Origin of the sequence: Agromyces terreus (assembly GCF_009749465.1) — a bacterium.
GTDB lineage: Bacteria > Actinomycetota > Actinomycetes > Actinomycetales > Microbacteriaceae > Agromyces > Agromyces terreus.
Genome location: NZ_WBIS01000008.1, coordinates 22841 through 38376 on the forward strand (window position 1 = coordinate 22841; position 15536 = coordinate 38376).

Annotated in this window: 14 protein-coding genes and 1 pseudogene; 9 read left to right on the forward strand and 6 right to left on the reverse strand. The window is 74.6% G+C overall.

Features of this window, described 5'->3' with window-relative positions; genetic code table 11:
• Nucleotides 1-217: 217 nt before the first annotated feature.
• The 3 genes and pseudogenes from GQQ92_RS13505 (at nucleotide 218) to GQQ92_RS13515 (ending at nucleotide 2860) form a co-directional block, all read left to right on the forward strand.
• On the forward strand, nucleotides 218-1081 hold the full coding sequence (locus tag GQQ92_RS13505; protein WP_156999834.1) for a hypothetical protein: 864 nt from the start codon (nucleotides 218-220) through the stop codon (nucleotides 1079-1081).
• A 42-nt stretch (nucleotides 1082-1123) separates the two neighbouring features.
• Nucleotides 1124-1936: pseudogene (locus GQQ92_RS13510) on the forward strand (spermidine synthase); the annotation flags it as partial.
• Nucleotides 1937-1987: 51 nt separating this feature from the next.
• Entirely contained in the window at nucleotides 1988-2860 is an 873-nt protein-coding gene (locus tag GQQ92_RS13515) for a spermidine synthase (protein WP_156999836.1), read from the forward strand.
• Nucleotides 2861-2893: 33 nt separating this feature from the next.
• On the opposite strand, the gene GQQ92_RS13520 is transcribed toward GQQ92_RS13515, so the two are convergent.
• From GQQ92_RS13520 to GQQ92_RS13530, 4 genes are all read right to left on the reverse strand, one after another.
• Nucleotides 2894-4528 carry a glycoside hydrolase family 10 protein gene (locus tag GQQ92_RS13520; protein ID WP_232057699.1) on the reverse strand — a complete coding sequence of 545 codons (1635 nt, stop codon included), beginning with the start codon at nucleotides 4526-4528 and terminating at the stop codon, nucleotides 2894-2896.
• 88 nt (nucleotides 4529-4616) lie between these two features.
• Nucleotides 4617-5486 carry a 5-oxoprolinase subunit C family protein gene (locus tag GQQ92_RS16630; RefSeq protein ID WP_197738264.1) on the reverse strand — a complete coding sequence of 290 codons (870 nt, stop codon included), beginning with the start codon at nucleotides 5484-5486 and terminating at the stop codon, nucleotides 4617-4619.
• Nucleotides 5483-6106: a 5-oxoprolinase subunit B family protein gene (locus GQQ92_RS16635; RefSeq protein ID WP_197738265.1), complete on the reverse strand. Its 624-nt coding sequence runs from the start codon at nucleotides 6104-6106 to the stop codon at nucleotides 5483-5485. Before GQQ92_RS16635 ends, GQQ92_RS16630 begins: the two co-directional genes overlap by 4 nt.
• Entirely contained in the window at nucleotides 6103-6864 is a 762-nt protein-coding gene (locus tag GQQ92_RS13530; RefSeq protein ID WP_197738266.1) for a LamB/YcsF family protein, read from the reverse strand. Before GQQ92_RS13530 ends, GQQ92_RS16635 begins: the two co-directional genes overlap by 4 nt.
• 38 nt (nucleotides 6865-6902) lie before the next feature.
• Between GQQ92_RS13530 and GQQ92_RS13535 the strand changes: the two genes are divergently transcribed.
• From GQQ92_RS13535 to GQQ92_RS13545, 3 genes are read left to right on the forward strand one after another with little or no spacing between them, the layout of a single operon-like run.
• Entirely contained in the window at nucleotides 6903-8159 is a 1257-nt protein-coding gene (locus GQQ92_RS13535) for a PQQ-dependent sugar dehydrogenase (RefSeq protein WP_156999837.1), read from the forward strand.
• Between the two features lie 40 nt (nucleotides 8160-8199).
• Nucleotides 8200-8697, forward strand: coding sequence for a SprT-like domain-containing protein (locus tag GQQ92_RS13540; RefSeq protein ID WP_156999838.1), 498 nt, complete (start codon nucleotides 8200-8202; stop codon nucleotides 8695-8697).
• Between the two features lie 41 nt (nucleotides 8698-8738).
• Nucleotides 8739-9632, forward strand: coding sequence for a CGNR zinc finger domain-containing protein (locus tag GQQ92_RS13545; protein WP_232057700.1), 894 nt, complete (start codon nucleotides 8739-8741; stop codon nucleotides 9630-9632).
• 229 nt (nucleotides 9633-9861) lie between these two features.
• Here GQQ92_RS13545 and GQQ92_RS13550 read toward each other — a convergent pair whose 3' ends face one another.
• Nucleotides 9862-10680 carry a 2-phosphosulfolactate phosphatase gene (locus tag GQQ92_RS13550; protein ID WP_156999839.1) on the reverse strand — a complete coding sequence of 273 codons (819 nt, stop codon included), beginning with the start codon at nucleotides 10678-10680 and terminating at the stop codon, nucleotides 9862-9864.
• Between the two features lie 47 nt (nucleotides 10681-10727).
• On the reverse strand, nucleotides 10728-12050 hold the full coding sequence (locus GQQ92_RS13555; protein ID WP_156999840.1) for a hypothetical protein: 1323 nt from the start codon (nucleotides 12048-12050) through the stop codon (nucleotides 10728-10730).
• Between the two features lie 109 nt (nucleotides 12051-12159).
• On the opposite strand from GQQ92_RS13555, the gene GQQ92_RS13560 reads away from it, so the two are divergent.
• From GQQ92_RS13560 to GQQ92_RS13570, 3 genes are all read left to right on the forward strand, one after another.
• Complete coding sequence (locus GQQ92_RS13560; protein WP_197738267.1) at nucleotides 12160-12774, forward strand: hypothetical protein; 615 nt, start codon at nucleotides 12160-12162, stop codon at nucleotides 12772-12774.
• Entirely contained in the window at nucleotides 12771-13400 is a 630-nt protein-coding gene (locus GQQ92_RS13565) for a DUF1684 domain-containing protein (RefSeq protein ID WP_156999841.1), read from the forward strand. Before GQQ92_RS13560 ends, GQQ92_RS13565 begins: the two co-directional genes overlap by 4 nt.
• A gap of 526 nt (nucleotides 13401-13926) precedes the next feature.
• Nucleotides 13927-15507 (forward strand): DEAD/DEAH box helicase, encoded by a 1581-nt coding sequence (locus tag GQQ92_RS13570; RefSeq protein WP_156999842.1) that lies wholly within the window; start codon nucleotides 13927-13929, stop codon nucleotides 15505-15507.
• Nucleotides 15508-15536 lie beyond the last annotated feature (29 nt).

Below are 15536 nucleotides of genomic sequence, written 5' to 3' on the forward strand. Positions count from 1 at the left end.
CCGATGCCGGGGATGAGCCCGACATGCGAAGCCGACCGCAATATGAAGGCATAGTGGGTCTGGGAGCGCAAAGGTTAACCATATACTTTGCGGCACGCCGTGTCCAGTCGATTCTTGATTTGTTCGACGGTCTCAGGTATAACCCAGTTTTCGGATGCCGCTTCGCCGGCCGACGGGGCCTCCTCCCCTATGCTGACCGCACCGACGAGGAGGTCCTGTGAGCACGAACGCACCCGCGACGACCGGCGCCGATCCCGGCCCGACCGTACACGGCTCGGCACCGGCGCCGGCCGTTCGGAGCCTGCGCGGCTATCGACGTATCGCGGTCATCGTGCTCGTCGTCTCGCTCTCGATCACCGCCGTCACCGGCGTCGTCGTGCTGCTCTCGGGCGAGTTCGACACGTTGCAGTCACAGGTGCTGACGACGACGCTGCTCGTCGCGACGTTCAGCGTGGTCGCGCTCTGCCACCTGGCGGTCGCCGGACGCCCGGTACGGATCGTCGGCTACGTCGGCCTCGCGGTGAGCGGCCTCGCGCTCGTCCTCGGCCTGATCTCGATCTGGGTGCCCTACGAGACGGGCCTCGGGGATTTCCTCGGATTCGTCGGGCACGCATTCGGCGCCGCCGCGATCGCCGCGCTCAGCCTCGCCCAGGCGAACCTCGTGCTGCTGTTGGCCGGTCGGCGTCGTACCGTCATCAGGGCCGTGCTCGCGGTCACGCTCCTGGCGATCGCGATCGTCGCCGTCATGCTCTCCCTGCCGCTCGTCAGCGACTGGCAGATCCCAGGGAACCACGCAGACGAGTACTGGCGCTGGTTCGGCGTCGTCGCGATCGTCGACGCGTTCGGCACGGTGCTGCTGCCCGTGCTCGGACTGCTCATGCGGGAGCATGCGACCGCCGCGACCGCCGCGACCCCGCCGAGAGCCGAGCCCGTGGCAGCCTCGGGACAGCCCGACACGTCGCTCGACGCCGCGCTCGACCGACGCATCGCCGACCTCAGCGCGCGCACCGGTCTCGATCGCACCGCCCTGATGAACGCCGCGCTCGATGCGTTCGAGGCGAAAGGCACCCCCGGGGCCTGATCACGACGAGGCGCGAGCGCCTGCGCGTGCGCGTGCGCGTGCGCGTGCGACGATGCCTGCATGGGGCGCATCGAGTTCGAGGCCGACATCTTCAGCGCCGGCGGGCTGACGCTGCTCGTCGACGGATCGGCGCAGTCGCACGTCGACCTCGCCGATCCGACGCGGCTCTTCTTCGAGTACGTGCGCCGCATCGGCCACGTGATCGACCACCATGCGGGCCCGGGCCGGCCCGTCGACGTGCTGCACCTCGGCGGCGGTGCGCTCACCCTCCCCCGCTACGTCGCGGCCACCCGGCCGGGCTCGCGCCAGACGGTGGTCGACGTCGACGCCGAGCTCGTCGAGGTCGTGCGGGCGAGGGCGCCGTGGTCCGCGGCATCCGGCATCGAGGTGCGCGTCGCCGACGCCGAGGACGCGGTGGCCGGCGCCGCCGCGGCACGCGAGCGGTACGACCTCGTCATCGTCGACCTCTACACGCGGCTGGCCGCGCCCGCGTTCGCCGACGACCCGCGGTTCCTCGGCGACTGCCTCGGCCTACTGGGTCCGGGCGGCCTCGTGGCGGTGAACATCGCGGATGCCGCGGGGCTGGCCCGTCTGCGCACGGCCGCCCGTGCGTTCGCCCGCGCGGCGCCGGGCTGCGAGCTGCTCGCCGTCGGCGACACCGCCGTGCTCGACGGGAGCGAGGAGGGCAACACGGTGCTCGTGGCGGCCCCGGGGGCCGGCGCGCCCGGGGCTGCAGCGCCGCGCGGGAGCGGTCTGCCGCCCGGCCTCGGCGAGCGGCTCGCGGGGGCGGGGCCGTTCCCGGCGACCGTGCTCGAGGGCGCGCGGCTCGACTTCGCCCTGTGGGGCGCGTGCTGAGGGATGCCCCGCACCGGGGCGCGGGCGACGTCGCGCGGTAGCGTGGCATCCGTGCCCTCCGGATCCGACCACGACGCCCAGCTCGAACGCCGCCTCTCGGTGAGCGGGCACCTCGCGCACCTCGAGGAGTCGCGGCAGGTGCCGGGTTCCTGGACCCTCTACGTCGACGGCACCCCGCAGTCGCACGTCGAGCTCGACCGGCCCGACTGGCTCGGGTTCGAGTACGTGCGCCGCATCGGGCACGCGATCGACCTCGTGCGCGACGAGGGCGAGGCGATCACGGCCCTGCACCTCGGCGGCGGCGCGCTCACGCTCCCCCGATACGTCGCGGCGACGAGGCCGGGCTCGCGGCAGCAGGTGATCGAGCTGGAGTCCGAACTCGTCGACCTCGTGCGCGAGCACCTCCCGCTGCCGCGCGGCGCGCAGGTGCGCGTGCGGCACGGCGACGCCCGCGAGGTGCTCGCGAAGCTGCCCGCCGGCCTCGACGGCGCGGTCGACCTCGCGATCGTCGACATCTTCTCGGGGGCGCGCACGCCCGCGCACGTGACGAGCGTCGAGTTCTACGAGCTCCTCGCCAGACGCATGGCCCCGCACGGCATCGTGGTCGCGAACGTCGCCGACGGCGCCGGGCTCGCGTTCGCACGCTCGCAGGCGGCGACCCTCGCGCACGTCTTCGGGCATCTCGCGATCGCCGCCGACGCGTCGATGCTGAAGGGCCGCCGGTTCGGCAACGTCGTGATGTACGCCTCGAACGCGGAGCTGCCGTTCGCGGGCCTCCCGCGGCGGCTCGCGAGTGATCCGGCGCCGGCGCGCATGGTCGACGGCGCGGAACTGCGCAACTTCATCGCCGGGGCGCCGGTCGTGACGGATGCCACGGCGGTGCCCTCGCCCCCGCCGGCGCGGTCGATCTTCCTCAAGCGCTGACGCGAGCCCGGCGGCGAGCGCGGGCGACCGGGATCAGCGCGCCCGGACCCAGCCGGGCCGGCTCGGCGCCGACTCGTTCCAGACCCGGTCGAGGGCCGTGACGACGTACGTGTAGGCACGGTTCGGCTGGGCCGCGGCATCCGTCCACTCCTGACGCACGCCGTCGGCGGCGCGCACCGTGGCGACGAGGTTCGCGGCGTCCTCGACGTCGACGGAGGAGGCGCGCCCCTCGACGCGGTAGATCGCGAACGACGTCGCGCGCCGGTTCGGTCTGGCGGCGTCGATCCAGACGAGCCGGGCGCCGTCGTCGTCACGGTACGAGAGCGCGAGCAGCGGGCTCCGCACCGGCGTCGCCGGCAGCCACGACATGGCCGGGACGATCGCGGGCGTCGCGTAGTGGCGATCGCGCAGCAGCGTCATGGCGCCCTGCGGGTCGGCGGGCACGTGCTTGGCCGAGAAGTACACGTTGCCGTGCACGGGCGCGCGCTCGGCGTCGATGCGCCGGTCGAAGTCGAGGTGGTTCGAGAGCTCCGCCGGATCGGTGAACACGCCCGACGTCACCTTGTAGAGGGCCTCGCCGATGTAGAGGTGCGTGTCCGAGGTCGCCGCCACGTCGGCCCACCACGGCACGAGCGCGGCGTAGTCGGCGACCGCGAGCCCGAACTGCCAGTAGATCTGCGGGTTGATGTAGTCGAGCCAGCCCTCGAGCACCCACTTGCGGGTGTCGGCGAACTGCAGGTCGTACGACTGCGACCCGGCCGTCGCCGAACCGGCGGGATCGGTGGTGTCGTTGCGCCAGATGCCGAAGGGGCTGATGCCGAACTTCACCCACGGCTTGGCCGCCTTGATCCGTTCCGAGATCGACCGCACGAACGTGTCGACGTTGTGGCGACGCCAGGCGGCGACATCGTCGAAGCCCGCACCGTGCTCGGCGTAGGCCGCGGCATCCGGGATCGTGGCACCGGCGACCGGATACGGGTAGAAGTAGTCGTCGAAGTGCACGCCGTCGAGGTCGTAGTGCTCGACCGAGTGCATGATGGCCTGCTGGATGTGCTCCTGCACCTCGGGCAGGCCCGGGTCGAAGTAGAGCTTGCCGCCGTACGGCCAGACCCACTCGGGGTGCACGCGCGCCGGGTGCTCGGGCACGAGCTGCGCCGGGTCGGCCTGCATCGACACGCGGTACGGGTTGTACCAGGCGTGCAGCTCGAGGTTGCGGCGGTGCGCCTCCTCGACGATGAACGCGAGCGGGTCGTAGCCGGGGTCCTTCCCCTGCACCCCGGTCAGGTACTGCGACCAGGGCTCGAGGGGGCTCGGCCAGAACGCGTCGGCCGTGGGACGCACCTGCACGAAGACGGCGTTCAGCCGGAACTGCTCGGCCACGTCGAGCCAGTGCAGGAACTCGGCCCGCTGGGCGTCGGCGCCGAGGCCCGGCGCCGAGGGCCAGTCGATGTTCACGACCGACGAGATCCACATGGCGCGCAGTTCGCGCTTGCGCGGGGCGAGCGGGTCGCCGCCCTCGGCTGCGAAGGCCGCCGACGGCGCGAGCGTGCCGATCGTCACGGTGAAGGCGGATGCCGCGGCGCCGGCCGCGGCGAGGGTCAGGAACCCCCGTCGGTCGAGCCCGGTGCTCGCGGGCATGGCGTCGGCGGTCGGAATCTCGCGGGGCATCGTCGTCCTCCATCGGTCGCGTAGGGAAGATACTTCCAGCTTTACGACGCGATGTGAAGAGTTTTTTCCAATCCGGCGCGCGGCCGCGTCACGCGTGCCGGAACCGCACCGCCTGCCCCGGCCGCATCTGCGCCACCGCGTCGAGGGACGCCGCCGCGACGACCGCGATCACCGGGTACCCGCCGGTGACCGGACGATCGGCGAGCAGGATCGTCGGACGCCCGTCGCCCGCCACCTGCATCGATCCCGGCACGGTCGCCTCGCTCGCGAGTTCGCCCCCGACGCGCCGCGCGAGCGTCTCGCCGAGGAGCCTCGCGCCGATGCGGTCGGCCTGCTCCGACATCCGCCACTCGCCGTCGAACAGGGCCCGATGCGCGGCATCCGCGAACCAGTCGGCCCTCGGGCCCGGCAGCAGCGCGAGCGTCACCGGGCCCTCCGGCGGCGGGAACGCGGCCTCCTGGTCGAGCAGGGGCACGGATGCCTCGGGCGGCGCCCCGATCGGCAGCACATCGCCGGCGCGCACCGGCTCGGGCCCCAGCCCGGAGAGCGTGTCGCGCGAACGCGAGCCGAGCACCCGCGGCACGTCGACGCCGCCGCGCACCGCCAGCAGGTACCGGATGCCCCGCGCGGGCGCCGCGAGCTCGAGCACCGACCCCGGGGTCGCCCTCGCAGCCGCGTACGGAGCCGCCCGGCGGCCGTCGAGACGCAGCTCGCCCCACGCTCCCGTCACCGCGAACCACGTCTCGGCGGCGAAGCGCGCCCGGAACCCGCCCGCGACGATCTCGAGGGCGGCCGCACCGTCGGGGTTGCCGACCAGCCGGTTCGCGAGTGCGAGCGCGCCCCGGTCGAGGGCGCCCGAGGCCGGCACGCCGAGATGCGCGAGCCCCGGCCGGCCCAGATCCTGCACCAGCGTCGACGCGCCGGATGCCTCGACCGTGAGGGAGCCCGCGTGCGTCATGCCCGCTCGAACCGCACGCGACGACCGGGAGCGAGCAGCGCCGGCTCGGACGCGGCCGGATCCCAGAGCGGCGCATCGGTGCGTCCGAGCAGGCGCCAGCCGCCCGGGCTCTGCCTCGGGTACACGCCGGCGAAGGCGCCGGCCACCGCGACCGACCCGCCCGGCACGCGGGCGCGGGGCGCGTCGAGCCGCGGCACCTCGAACGGCCACTCGTCGCTCACGAGGTACCCGAAGCCCGGCGCGAAGCCGACGAACGCGACCCGCCACTCGATGCCCGAATGCCGGGCCACGAGCGCCTCGACCGAGACGTGGAGCGACGCCGCCGTCGCCGCGAGGTCGGCGCCGTCGTAGACCACCGGGATCGTGACCGTCTCGGCATGGGCGCCCGCCACGCGGGAACCCGCCTCCGCCGGGATGCGGCGGATCCACGTCGCGGCCGACTCCAGCGGCATCCGCTCGGGATCGACCGAGACGAGCAGGGTGCGCGCCGCGGGGACCAGCTCGACCACGCCCGGACGCCGCGCCGCCTCGAGCGCGTCGTGCAATGCGAGCACCTCGTCGAGCGAATCGCACTCGACGAGCAGCGCCGCCTCGCCGCTCGGCAGCAGGCGCCGGCTCATGCGAAGGACCGGATCTCGACGCCGGCGCGCTCGAGCGCGGCGCGTACCGCGCGCGCCATGGCGGCGGCGCCCGGGGTGTCGCCGTGCAGGCACAGCGAATCGGGGCGCAGTTCGACGCGGCTGCCGTCGTCGGCCGTGATGCCGCCCGTCTCGGCCAGCTCGATCGCACGGTCGGCCGCGGCCGCGGGATCGTCGACGATCGCCCCCGGCTGCCCCCGTGGCACGAGCGTGCCGTCGGCCAGGTAGCCCCGGTCGGCGAACGCCTCGCGGGCGAACCGCAGCCCCGCGGCATCCGCCGCCCGCTCGAGCTCGCTCGCCGGCGGACCGAGCACCGACATCGCCGGGTCGTACGCGAACACCGCCTCGGCGAACGCGTGCGCGGCCGAGGCATCCGCCGCGAGGCGATGGTAGAGCGCACCGTGCGCCTTGACGTACCGAACCCGGATGCCCGAGGCGCGGGCCACCCCGTCGAGCGCGCCGAGCTGCACGAGGAGCTCGGCGGCGATCTCGGACGGACTCGTGTCGAGCGCACGCCGCCCGAAGCCCGCCAGGTCGCGATAGCCCGGATGCGCGCCCAACGCGACGCCCTCGCGGGCCGCCGCCGCGGCGCTCGCCGTCATCGTCATCGCGTCGCCCGCGTGGAACCCGCAGGCCACGTTCGCGCTCGTGACGACGCGGAACATCTCGTCGTCGTCACCGATGCGCCAGGCGCCGAAGCCCTCGCCGAGGTCGCTGTTCAGGTCGATCGTCGGCTGCATGCGTTCCATTCTGCCGAAGCGGCGCGCAGACTGGGGAGATGCGCATCGTGGAGGTTCCTCGTGCGACCGCGGCCCCCGGGGCCGCGGGTGGGGGCGCCCGCGCGGCTGCCCGCGCGGCTGCCCGCCGGTCCCGCGGCCCGGCGGCGCTCGCGCTCGCGCTCGCCGCCCTCCTCGCAGGGCTCGCCGCGTGCACGGCGCCCTCCGAACGCACCGTGCCGCCCTCGACCCCGCCCGGGCCGCCGGCCTCGAGCACGCCCGCGACCGGCTCGCCCGCACCCGAGCCGCCGCCGGCACCGGCCGCCGTCGTTCCGACCGGCGAAGTCGAGACCGTCGCCGAGGGGCTCCGGTCGCCGTGGTCGATCCTCAGGCTGCCGAGCGGCGGGGTCCTCATCAGCGAGCGCGACGGTGGACGCATCGTCGAAGTGCTCGCCGACGGGTCGCTCCGAACCGCGACGACCGTCGCGGACGTGTCGCCGGGCGCCGAGGGCGGGCTGCTCGGGCTGGCGTACCTCGCCGGCGCCGACGGCGCGCCCGGCCACGTCTACGCGTACCTCACCGCGGCATCCGAGAACCGCATCGTGCGGATGCCGCTGGCCGGCGACCCAGGCGCGCTCTCGCTCGGAGCCCCCGAGACCGTGCTCGGCGGGATCCCGCGCGGCGACGCGAACCACCAGGGCGGCCGCATCGCGTTCGGACCCGACGGCACGCTGTTCGCGACGGTGGGCGACGGCGGCGACCGCGACGCCGCGCAGGACCCCGACTCGCTCGCGGGCAAGATCCTGCGGATGACCCCCGAGGGCGCCCCCGCACCCGGCAACCCGTTCGGCACGCTCGTGTACTCGCTCGGACATCGCAATCCGCAGGGGCTCGCGTGGGACTCGGAGAACCGGCTGTGGGCGGCCGAGTTCGGGCAGAACACGTGGGACGAGCTGAACATCATCGTGCCCGGCGCGAACTACGGCTGGCCGGTCATCGAGGGGCAGGCCGGAGCCGAGGGGTTCCGCGATCCCGTGCTGCAGTGGTCGACCGAGGAGGCGAGCCCCAGCGGTCTCGCCGTCGTCGGCGACACGCTCTTCCTCGCGGCGCTGCGCGGGGAGCGCCTCTGGGTCGCATCGCCCGCGAGCGGTGGTGCGCCGTCGGCCTCGCCCGCGTTCGTCGGCGAGTTCGGGCGGCTGCGCGATGCGGTGCCCGGCCCCGACGGCGAACTGTGGGTCATCACGAACAACACCGACGGTCGCGGCAGCCCGGGCGAGGGCGACGACCGCCTGCTCCGGGTGCGACTGGCCGAGGGTTGAGACCTGCCGATCGGGACGTCACCGGGGCTATTCTCATCACATGGCGGATCTCGAGCGGGTGCGACGGTGGGCGGATGCGCTCATCGCGCTGCACCTCGATCCCGCCGTGTGGAGCTTCGGCTTCGATCACGCGAAGAAGCGGGCCGGGCTCTGCAACTACACGTCGAAGCGCATCTCGGTCTCCCGGTATCTCGCCGCCCGCTACGACGACGACGAGATCCACCAGATCCTGTTGCACGAGGTCGCGCACGCGATGGCGGGTCCTCGCGCGGGCCACGGCCCGAAGTGGCGGCGCATCGCCGGCGAGCTGGGCTACGTCGGACGCCGCACGCACGACGGCGAGGTCGCACACGAGCTCGCCCCGTGGGTGGGCCGGTGCCCCGCCGGGCACGAGCACTTCCGCTACCGGCAGCCGACGCGTCCGCTGAGCTGCGGCGTGTGCCATCGCGGCTTCGACCGCGAACACCTCATCGTCTGGCGTCGCCGCGAGATCACGTCGGCGGTGCGACGCCGGGCGGCGAGCGCGAGCGCCGGATGAATCGGGGTCCGGCCGCTTCCGCCGACCGCTAGCATTGCCGGGTGCCCGTCTCAACCGTTGCGATCCCCGTCGGACAATGGCTCGTTTCCCCCGAGGGCGTGCGGTGGTGGTTCGACTCGGGTTCGTTCGCCCTCGACTTCGCCACCACGGGCCCGCTCGGGCAGCAGACGACCGGCGGCACGGCCGGCGGCACGGCCGGTGACACGGCCGGCGCCTCGGTCGGCGGCGCACCCGGTGATGCGCCCGGCGGCGCGGCCGGTGGAGCGCCCGCGGCGCATGAACAGCTGCACGCGCCCGACGACCTCACGGAGTGGCTTCGCGAGCGGTTCCCCGTGCAGATGGGCGCCGCCAGGTCGCGCGATCTGTTCGACGCGGTCGCCCTGCGCGACGCGATCGCCCGCATGGCGCGATCGGCAGCCCGCGGCGAAGACGCCCGCGGTGCCGACATCGACGTCGTGAACCTGTATGCGGCGACCCCCGACATCCCGCCGACGCTCGCGGGCGGCACGCGTCAGGCCGGCCGCTCGGTGCACACCGTTTCGCAGGCCCTCGCGACGATCGCGCGCGACGCGGTCGACGTGTTCTCGCCCGACAACGCCGGTCGCCTGCGCGAGTGCGACGGGGCCGACTGCACGATGGTCTACCTCGACACGTCGCGCGCGGCCACCCGCCGCTGGTGCTCGATGCAGCGCTGCGGCAACCGCGCCAAGGTGCGTGCGCATCGCGCCCGCAAGGCCGGCAATGCACGGGCGGCCGCGCCGGATGCCTCGGCCGCGCCGGCCGCTCCCGCTGCGCCGACCGCCTCCACTGCACCGGCTGCACCGGCCGCGCCCACCTCGTCGGCCGCCGCGGTCTCTTCGGCCGCGCCGGCCGCGGAGACGGCTACGGCCTCGACACCCGCCGAGGGCCGTCGCGCGGAGCAGACCGCGGCCTGACGCGCAGATCCGAGGCACCGCAGGCGAAGGCCCTGCGCCGATCCGAGACCGCACGGGACCTGGCGTCCGTCGGCGCCGTGCGAACCACGCGCGCGCTACATCGCTACATCGCTACCCGGTTTCGAACCGGACCTCCGCCGGGAGCCCGGACACTCGGACACCCGGTGGCCCAGACCCGGCACCCGGTAGCCGGCAACCGGTAGCCGGTGAGCGCCAGTGCGGCAGCCCGCTACGCCCCGAAGACGCCGTCGCGGAGCACCGGAACGAGGTCCGTCACGTCGCGCTGGGTGGCGAGGCGTGCTTCGGCCTTGCGTCCGGCGGCCGCGAGTCCGGCTCCGGTCGCCGAGGCGCCGATCAGGTGGACGGCGGCGTGCTGGAGACCCTCGAAGGCGGCGCAGGCGACCGCGGCCTCGGGCGAGGTGTGGTCGATGCCGAGTCGCACGAGCGAGTCGATGACGGCGCCGGCGGTGAGCTGGTCCTCGATGGCGAACCGGATCCCGCGCTGCGCGCCCACGGCGTCGTCGATCGCACCCGTCGCGCGGTCGGAGACATCCGACGCATGAGTGGCATCCGTGGCATCCGACGACGCATCGGGCAGGGGAGTCGGCTCCGCGTGCTCCCCCGCCGCGACGACGGCGACGGCGAGGCGCTCGCCGCGCGCCTCCTGCAGCGCGAGGATGCGTCGTGCGACGGCCTCCCGATTGCGGAGGGACGCCGCGAGCACCACCACGTCGAGCCCCGCGAGGGACGCGGCGAGGTCGGCGGTCGTCGTGCCCTCGGCATCCGCGGCGCCCGAGGCATCCGCTGCCGACGGGGCGATGGCGTACGTGTCGCCGCGCTCGGCGGCGAGCACCGCCTGCGTGGTGGCGAGGAGCGCGTCGACGAGCACGACGATGTGCGCACCCGGCAGGATGCGGCGCGCACCGTCGACGCCCCAGTCGAACCGGACCTGGTACTTCGCCTGGGCGAGGCCGGCATCACCGACACCGGCAGCCCCGAGGCCCGGTCGGTCGCGGCGCTGATCGGGGGTGTTCGTCGCATCGTTCACCGCGACAGGCTACCTCCGAGCGCCGCGGGCGCCCCGCCGCATGACGCTCAGCGACGGCCCATGAGGTCGTACGCGGCCAGGGCCTCGGCGTCGCTCGCACGCGCCGTCGCCCGGCGAGCGGCATCGAGCGCGGCCACCGGATCGGGCTCCTGGCGCGCGATCACGAGCTGGCGCTCCGCCTCGGCGAGGCGCGTGCGCGCGTCGGCGCCGACGCGACGTCCGCCGCGCCGGATCGCCTCGCCGGCCGCCCCCAACTGACTCTCCGCGATGGCCAGGGCACCGCCGAGGGCGCCGCGCGCGCCGTCGACGCGCGAGCGGGCCGCTCGCGCCGTGGCGCGGGCCACCTCGAGCCGGTCGCGCACCATGCGGAGGCGATCGCGCGCCGCGAACGGATCCGGCAGTTGGCTCGGCTCCGTCGAAGCGACGACGGCACCGGCGCCGGCACCGACGGCCCCAGGGCCGGCGCCCCAGGTTCCGGCCCGCGCCTGCACCGCCTCGTCGACGGCGCGCGCGAGCGCGGCGCGAGCCTCAGGATCCTCGGTCGCATCGCGCTCGGCGCGGGCGGCGCGAAGCTCTTCCTCGAGCGCGGCGGCCTGCGCGAGCGCGTCGGCACCGACCGCCTCCAGGTCGGACTCGACGCGTTCGGCCTCATCGAGCATGCGCGCCGCGCGCTCGAGCAGCCCGGCCGCCGCCGACGTCGGCTCGGCAGCGCCCAGCCCTCGGTCGAGCCGCCCCCGCGCGACCTCGAGCTGTTCGGACGACGCGGCGAGCGCGGCATCCGCTCGACCGAGCGCGTCGTGCGCGCCTCCGAGCGCCGACGCGGCGAACCGACCGTCGAGGCGGTCGAGCATCGCCGCCGCTTCGTCGCGACGCACCGACAGCGCGTCGCGCCGGCCCTCGAGGAGCGGCGCCTCGGAGCTCGCACCCCGCTCGGCGAGCCGGCGCGCGTCGAGCGCCGCATCCGACGCCGCCAGGGTCGCGAGCGCCGACTCGCAGAGATCGACGATGCGGGCCGACCAGCTGCGCCGCTCGGCCGCGGTGTCGGGCTCGGCGTCGTCGAGCCGCTGCTGGAGCAGGAACGCCTCGCGCAGACGACGCTGCGCGACCTCGACCGCCTCGCGCACCGACGCGGCCGTCGCCCGATCGAACTGCGCCTCGACGAACAGCGCCTCGGCGAGCGCCTCCCGCACCGCGGAATCGGCCTGCACGATGAGGGACTTCGCCCGGAGCTCGGCCCCGCGACCCGACTCGAGGGCGGCCCGCTCGCGCCGGGCGCCCAGCCGGCGGAACGCGACGATGCCGCCGACGACCGCGGCCGCCGCGACGCCCAACACCACGAGCGAGGGCAACCACCAGAGTCCATCGGGCATGCCGGGATTCTACGTGCGTCGCGTGCACGGGCACCGTGCCGCCCGCACAGACCCCGTGAATGGGCAGAACCTGCTTGGCTGCGGCATCCGCCGGTCGTAGGGTCGGCTCATGCGGGTCCTCCTGAAGCTCGAGCTCGACTGCACGCCCGATGCGGCCTGGCGGGCGCTGCACAGCCCGGCGGTGCTGCGCGAGGTGGTCGCGCCCTGGCTCGACTTCGGCTCGCTCGAGGCGGGCGGGCTGCCCACCGCGTGGCCCGAGGGCCGGCACCGGCTGCAGCCGCGCGCGTTCGGCCGCTTCCCGGTGGGCGAGGAGGTCATCGACCTCGGGTATCCCGGCGGCCTGCCCGACGGCGTGCGCATGCTGCGCGACTCCGGCGGCGCGATCAGCGGACCGTTCGCCCTCTTCGACCGGTGGGACCACCGCATGGCCGTCTCGGCCCTGCCCGGCGGCCGCACGCTCTACCGCGACCGGCTCATCGCCCACGCCGGCGCGCTCGACGCGGTGGCCTGGTACCCGACCTGGGCGTTCTGGCAGTGGCGCGGCCGGCAGCTGCGCCGGCTCGCGCCGACCTGGGCGTTCGACCCGCCGGGCACGGCGGATGCCGCGAGCGCGGCGGATGCCTCCGGTCGAGCGGATGCCGCGAGCGCGGCGCACCCCGCAGCCGCACCGAACCCGGCCGGGACTCCGGTCTCCCCACCCGCACGGAAGGGCCGCCCCGCATGACCGACCAGCTCCCCACCCTGCAGCTCGCCGACTGGCGGCGGCGCGTCTTCGGCCTCTACGCGGGCGTGCGGCAGTTGAGCGCCCACGACCCCGCGGCCGGCCACGAACTCTGGAAGTCCGCGAGGGACGAGCTCTTCGGGGGGCATCCGCAGTCGCCGCTGATGCCCGACGACCGGGCCGTGTTCACCGGCCTCACGGTCGCGCCGTACGACCCCGACTGGCGATTCGAGCTCGAGGTGCGTCCGGCCGATGAGCCGCAGAAGCTCACGGTCGACAGCTCGACCGACGGCAGGATCCGCTTCTCGCTGCTCGGCACCGTGCGCATCCCGTACCTCGGCACGCTCGACGTGTGGCGGCTGAGCCAGTACGCGGGCGGCCTGTTCGTGCCCGTGAAGGACAAGCTCGCCGGCGCGCCGGGCGGAACGTACGGCGGCGGGCGCTACCTGCTCGACACGGCGAAGGGCGCCGACCTCGGCCCGGGCGGCGGGGTCGACTCGCTCGTCATCGACTTCAACTTCGCGTACAACCCGTCGTGCGCGTACGACCCGTCGTGGTCGTGCCCGCTCGCGCAGCCCGGCAACACGGTGCGCGAGGAGATCCCGGTCGGCGAGCGGCTCGCCCGCTGAGTCGGTCTCGAGACGCTCCGCGCCGGTGGTCGAGGAGGCGCGCCAGCGCCGTCTCGAGACCCCCCGCTGGTCTCGAGACGCTTCGCTCCTCGACCGGCGGGCGCCGCTGGTCGAGGAGGCGCGCCAGCGCCGTCTCGAGACCCCCCGCTGGTCTCGAGACGCTCCGCTCCTCGACCGGCGGGGCTGCACGCTGGTCGAGGAGGGCCGCCAGCGCCGTCTCGAGACCTCCCCCGTCGGTCTCGAGACGCTCCGCTCCTCGACCGGCGAAGGGACTCACAGGGTCGGGCACGCGGCATCCGCTATGCTGATGGACGGCGTGCGCGATGAACGCGCCGCCTGCGTCGTAGAAACGCTTTCCGGGCAGGGCCTCATCTGAGGGCGCCCGTTGACTCTCATACGGCGAACGGATGCGCCGACCGGCGCCTTCGCCAATCCCACCGCCGGGCCGATCCGCCGCACCGTGCAGCCGTTCCATGCGAACGCGCGGGCAGCGGCGCCACCGTGCGGTGCGCCCCGAAAGGCACCCATGACCGACACCACCTTCAGCACGCTCGGCGTTCCCGCGCCCCTCGTCGCGGCCCTCTCCGCCGACGGCAAGACCAGCCCGTTCCCGATCCAGGTCGACACCCTGCCCGACACGCTCGCCGGCCGCGACGTGCTCGGCCGCGGCAAGACCGGCTCGGGCAAGACCCTCGCGTTCTCCATCCCGATGGCCGCCCGCCTCGGCGGCGAGCTCGCCGGCGGCAAGCGCCGCCCCGGCCGCCCCCTCGGCCTCGTGCTCGCCCCGACGCGCGAGCTCGCGACCCAGATCGACGCCGTGCTCGCCCCCCTCGCCAAGGCGTACGGCATGACCACGACCACGATCTTCGGCGGCATCAGCCAGAAGCGCCAGGTCGACGCCCTGCGCGCCGGCGTCGACATCGTCGTCGCCTGCCCCGGCCGTCTCGAAGACCTCATGCAGCAGGGCCACGTCACCCTCGACGCCGTCGAGATCACCGTGCTCGACGAGGCCGACCACATGGCCGACCTCGGGTTCCTGCCCGTCGTCACGCGCATCATGGACAAGACCCCGCAGTCGGGCCAGCGCCTGCTGTTCTCGGCGACGCTCGACAACGGCGTGGACAAGCTCGTCAAGCGCTTCCTCCACAACGAGGTGCTGCACTCGGTCGACGAGGCCACCTCGCACGTCGCCGCGATGACCCACCACGTGTTCGAGGTCGAGGACGTCGACGCGAAGAACGACCTCATCACGGCGCTCGCCTCGGGCACCGGCCGCCGCATCCTCTTCATGCGCACCAAGCACCACGCGAAGAAGCTCGCGAAGAAGCTCACCGAGCAGGGCATCCCCGCGGTCGACCTGCACGGCAACCTGTCGCAGCCGCAGCGCGACCGCAACCTCGCCGCGTTCGGCGACGGCTCGGTCAAGGTCCTGGTGGCCACGGATGTCGCGGCGCGCGGCGTGCACGTCGACAACGTCGAGCTCGTCATCCACGTCGACCCGCCCATGGAGCACAAGGCGTACCTGCACCGTTCGGGCCGCACCGCCCGCGCCGGCAGCGAGGGCGACGTCGTCACCATCTGCCTGCCCTCGCAGAAGCAGGACCTCAAGACCCTGCTCCGCAAGGCCGCGATCCAGGTCACGCCCGAGCGCGTGACCGCGAAGTCCCCCTCGGTCGTGAAGCTCGTCGGCGAGGTCGCCCCCTACGTGAAGCCCGCGCCCCGCGCTGCCGTGCAGCAGGGCGGCGGCCGCTCGCAGGGCGCCGGTCGTTCGCAGGGCGCCAACGCGCAGCGCAAGCGCGCGGCCCGCGACGGTGCGCCGGTCTCGGGCGAGGCCCGCACCGAGGGCGGCGGACGCCGTCGCCGGGGTCGCGGCAACGGCGGCGGTTCGGCGGATGTCGCACCCGGCGCTCCCCGTCGCGACCGCTCCGGCCGCCCGGCCGAGGCGAAGGCCAACGCGCCCAAGCAGGGCTCGGGCCACAGCCGCGGCGCGCAGAGCTCGGGCGCGCAGCGCGGTGCATCCGGCCGCCCCGCGAAGCAGCCGCTCCGCGTCGGCAGCGTCGTGAGCGGCACGGGCGCCCAGCGCTCGAACCGTCGCGCGCAGGGCTGACGCCGCGCCGCCCGCGTCGGCGCACGTCG

What these genes read in the sequence shown, in the direction of transcription:
- GQQ92_RS13520 (WP_232057699.1), bottom strand. Translation starts at nt 4,528, where the DNA reads ATGCCCCGCGAGATTCCGACCGCCGACGCCATGCCCGCGAGCACCGGG.
- GQQ92_RS16630 (WP_197738264.1), bottom strand. Translation starts at nt 5,486, where the DNA reads ATGACGCACGCGGGCTCCCTCACGGTCGAGGCATCCGGCGCGTCGACG.
- GQQ92_RS16635 (WP_197738265.1), bottom strand. Translation starts at nt 6,106, where the DNA reads ATGAGCCGGCGCCTGCTGCCGAGCGGCGAGGCGGCGCTGCTCGTCGAG.
- GQQ92_RS13530 (WP_197738266.1), bottom strand. Translation starts at nt 6,864, where the DNA reads ATGCAGCCGACGATCGACCTGAACAGCGACCTCGGCGAGGGCTTCGGC.
- GQQ92_RS13535 (WP_156999837.1), top strand. Translation starts at nt 6,903, where the DNA reads ATGCGCATCGTGGAGGTTCCTCGTGCGACCGCGGCCCCCGGGGCCGCG.
- GQQ92_RS13540 (WP_156999838.1), top strand. Translation starts at nt 8,200, where the DNA reads ATGGCGGATCTCGAGCGGGTGCGACGGTGGGCGGATGCGCTCATCGCG.
- GQQ92_RS13555 (WP_156999840.1), bottom strand. Translation starts at nt 12,050, where the DNA reads ATGCCCGATGGACTCTGGTGGTTGCCCTCGCTCGTGGTGTTGGGCGTC.
- GQQ92_RS13560 (WP_197738267.1), top strand. Translation starts at nt 12,160, where the DNA reads ATGCGGGTCCTCCTGAAGCTCGAGCTCGACTGCACGCCCGATGCGGCC.
- GQQ92_RS13565 (WP_156999841.1), top strand. Translation starts at nt 12,771, where the DNA reads ATGACCGACCAGCTCCCCACCCTGCAGCTCGCCGACTGGCGGCGGCGC.
- GQQ92_RS13570 (WP_156999842.1), top strand. Translation starts at nt 13,927, where the DNA reads ATGACCGACACCACCTTCAGCACGCTCGGCGTTCCCGCGCCCCTCGTC.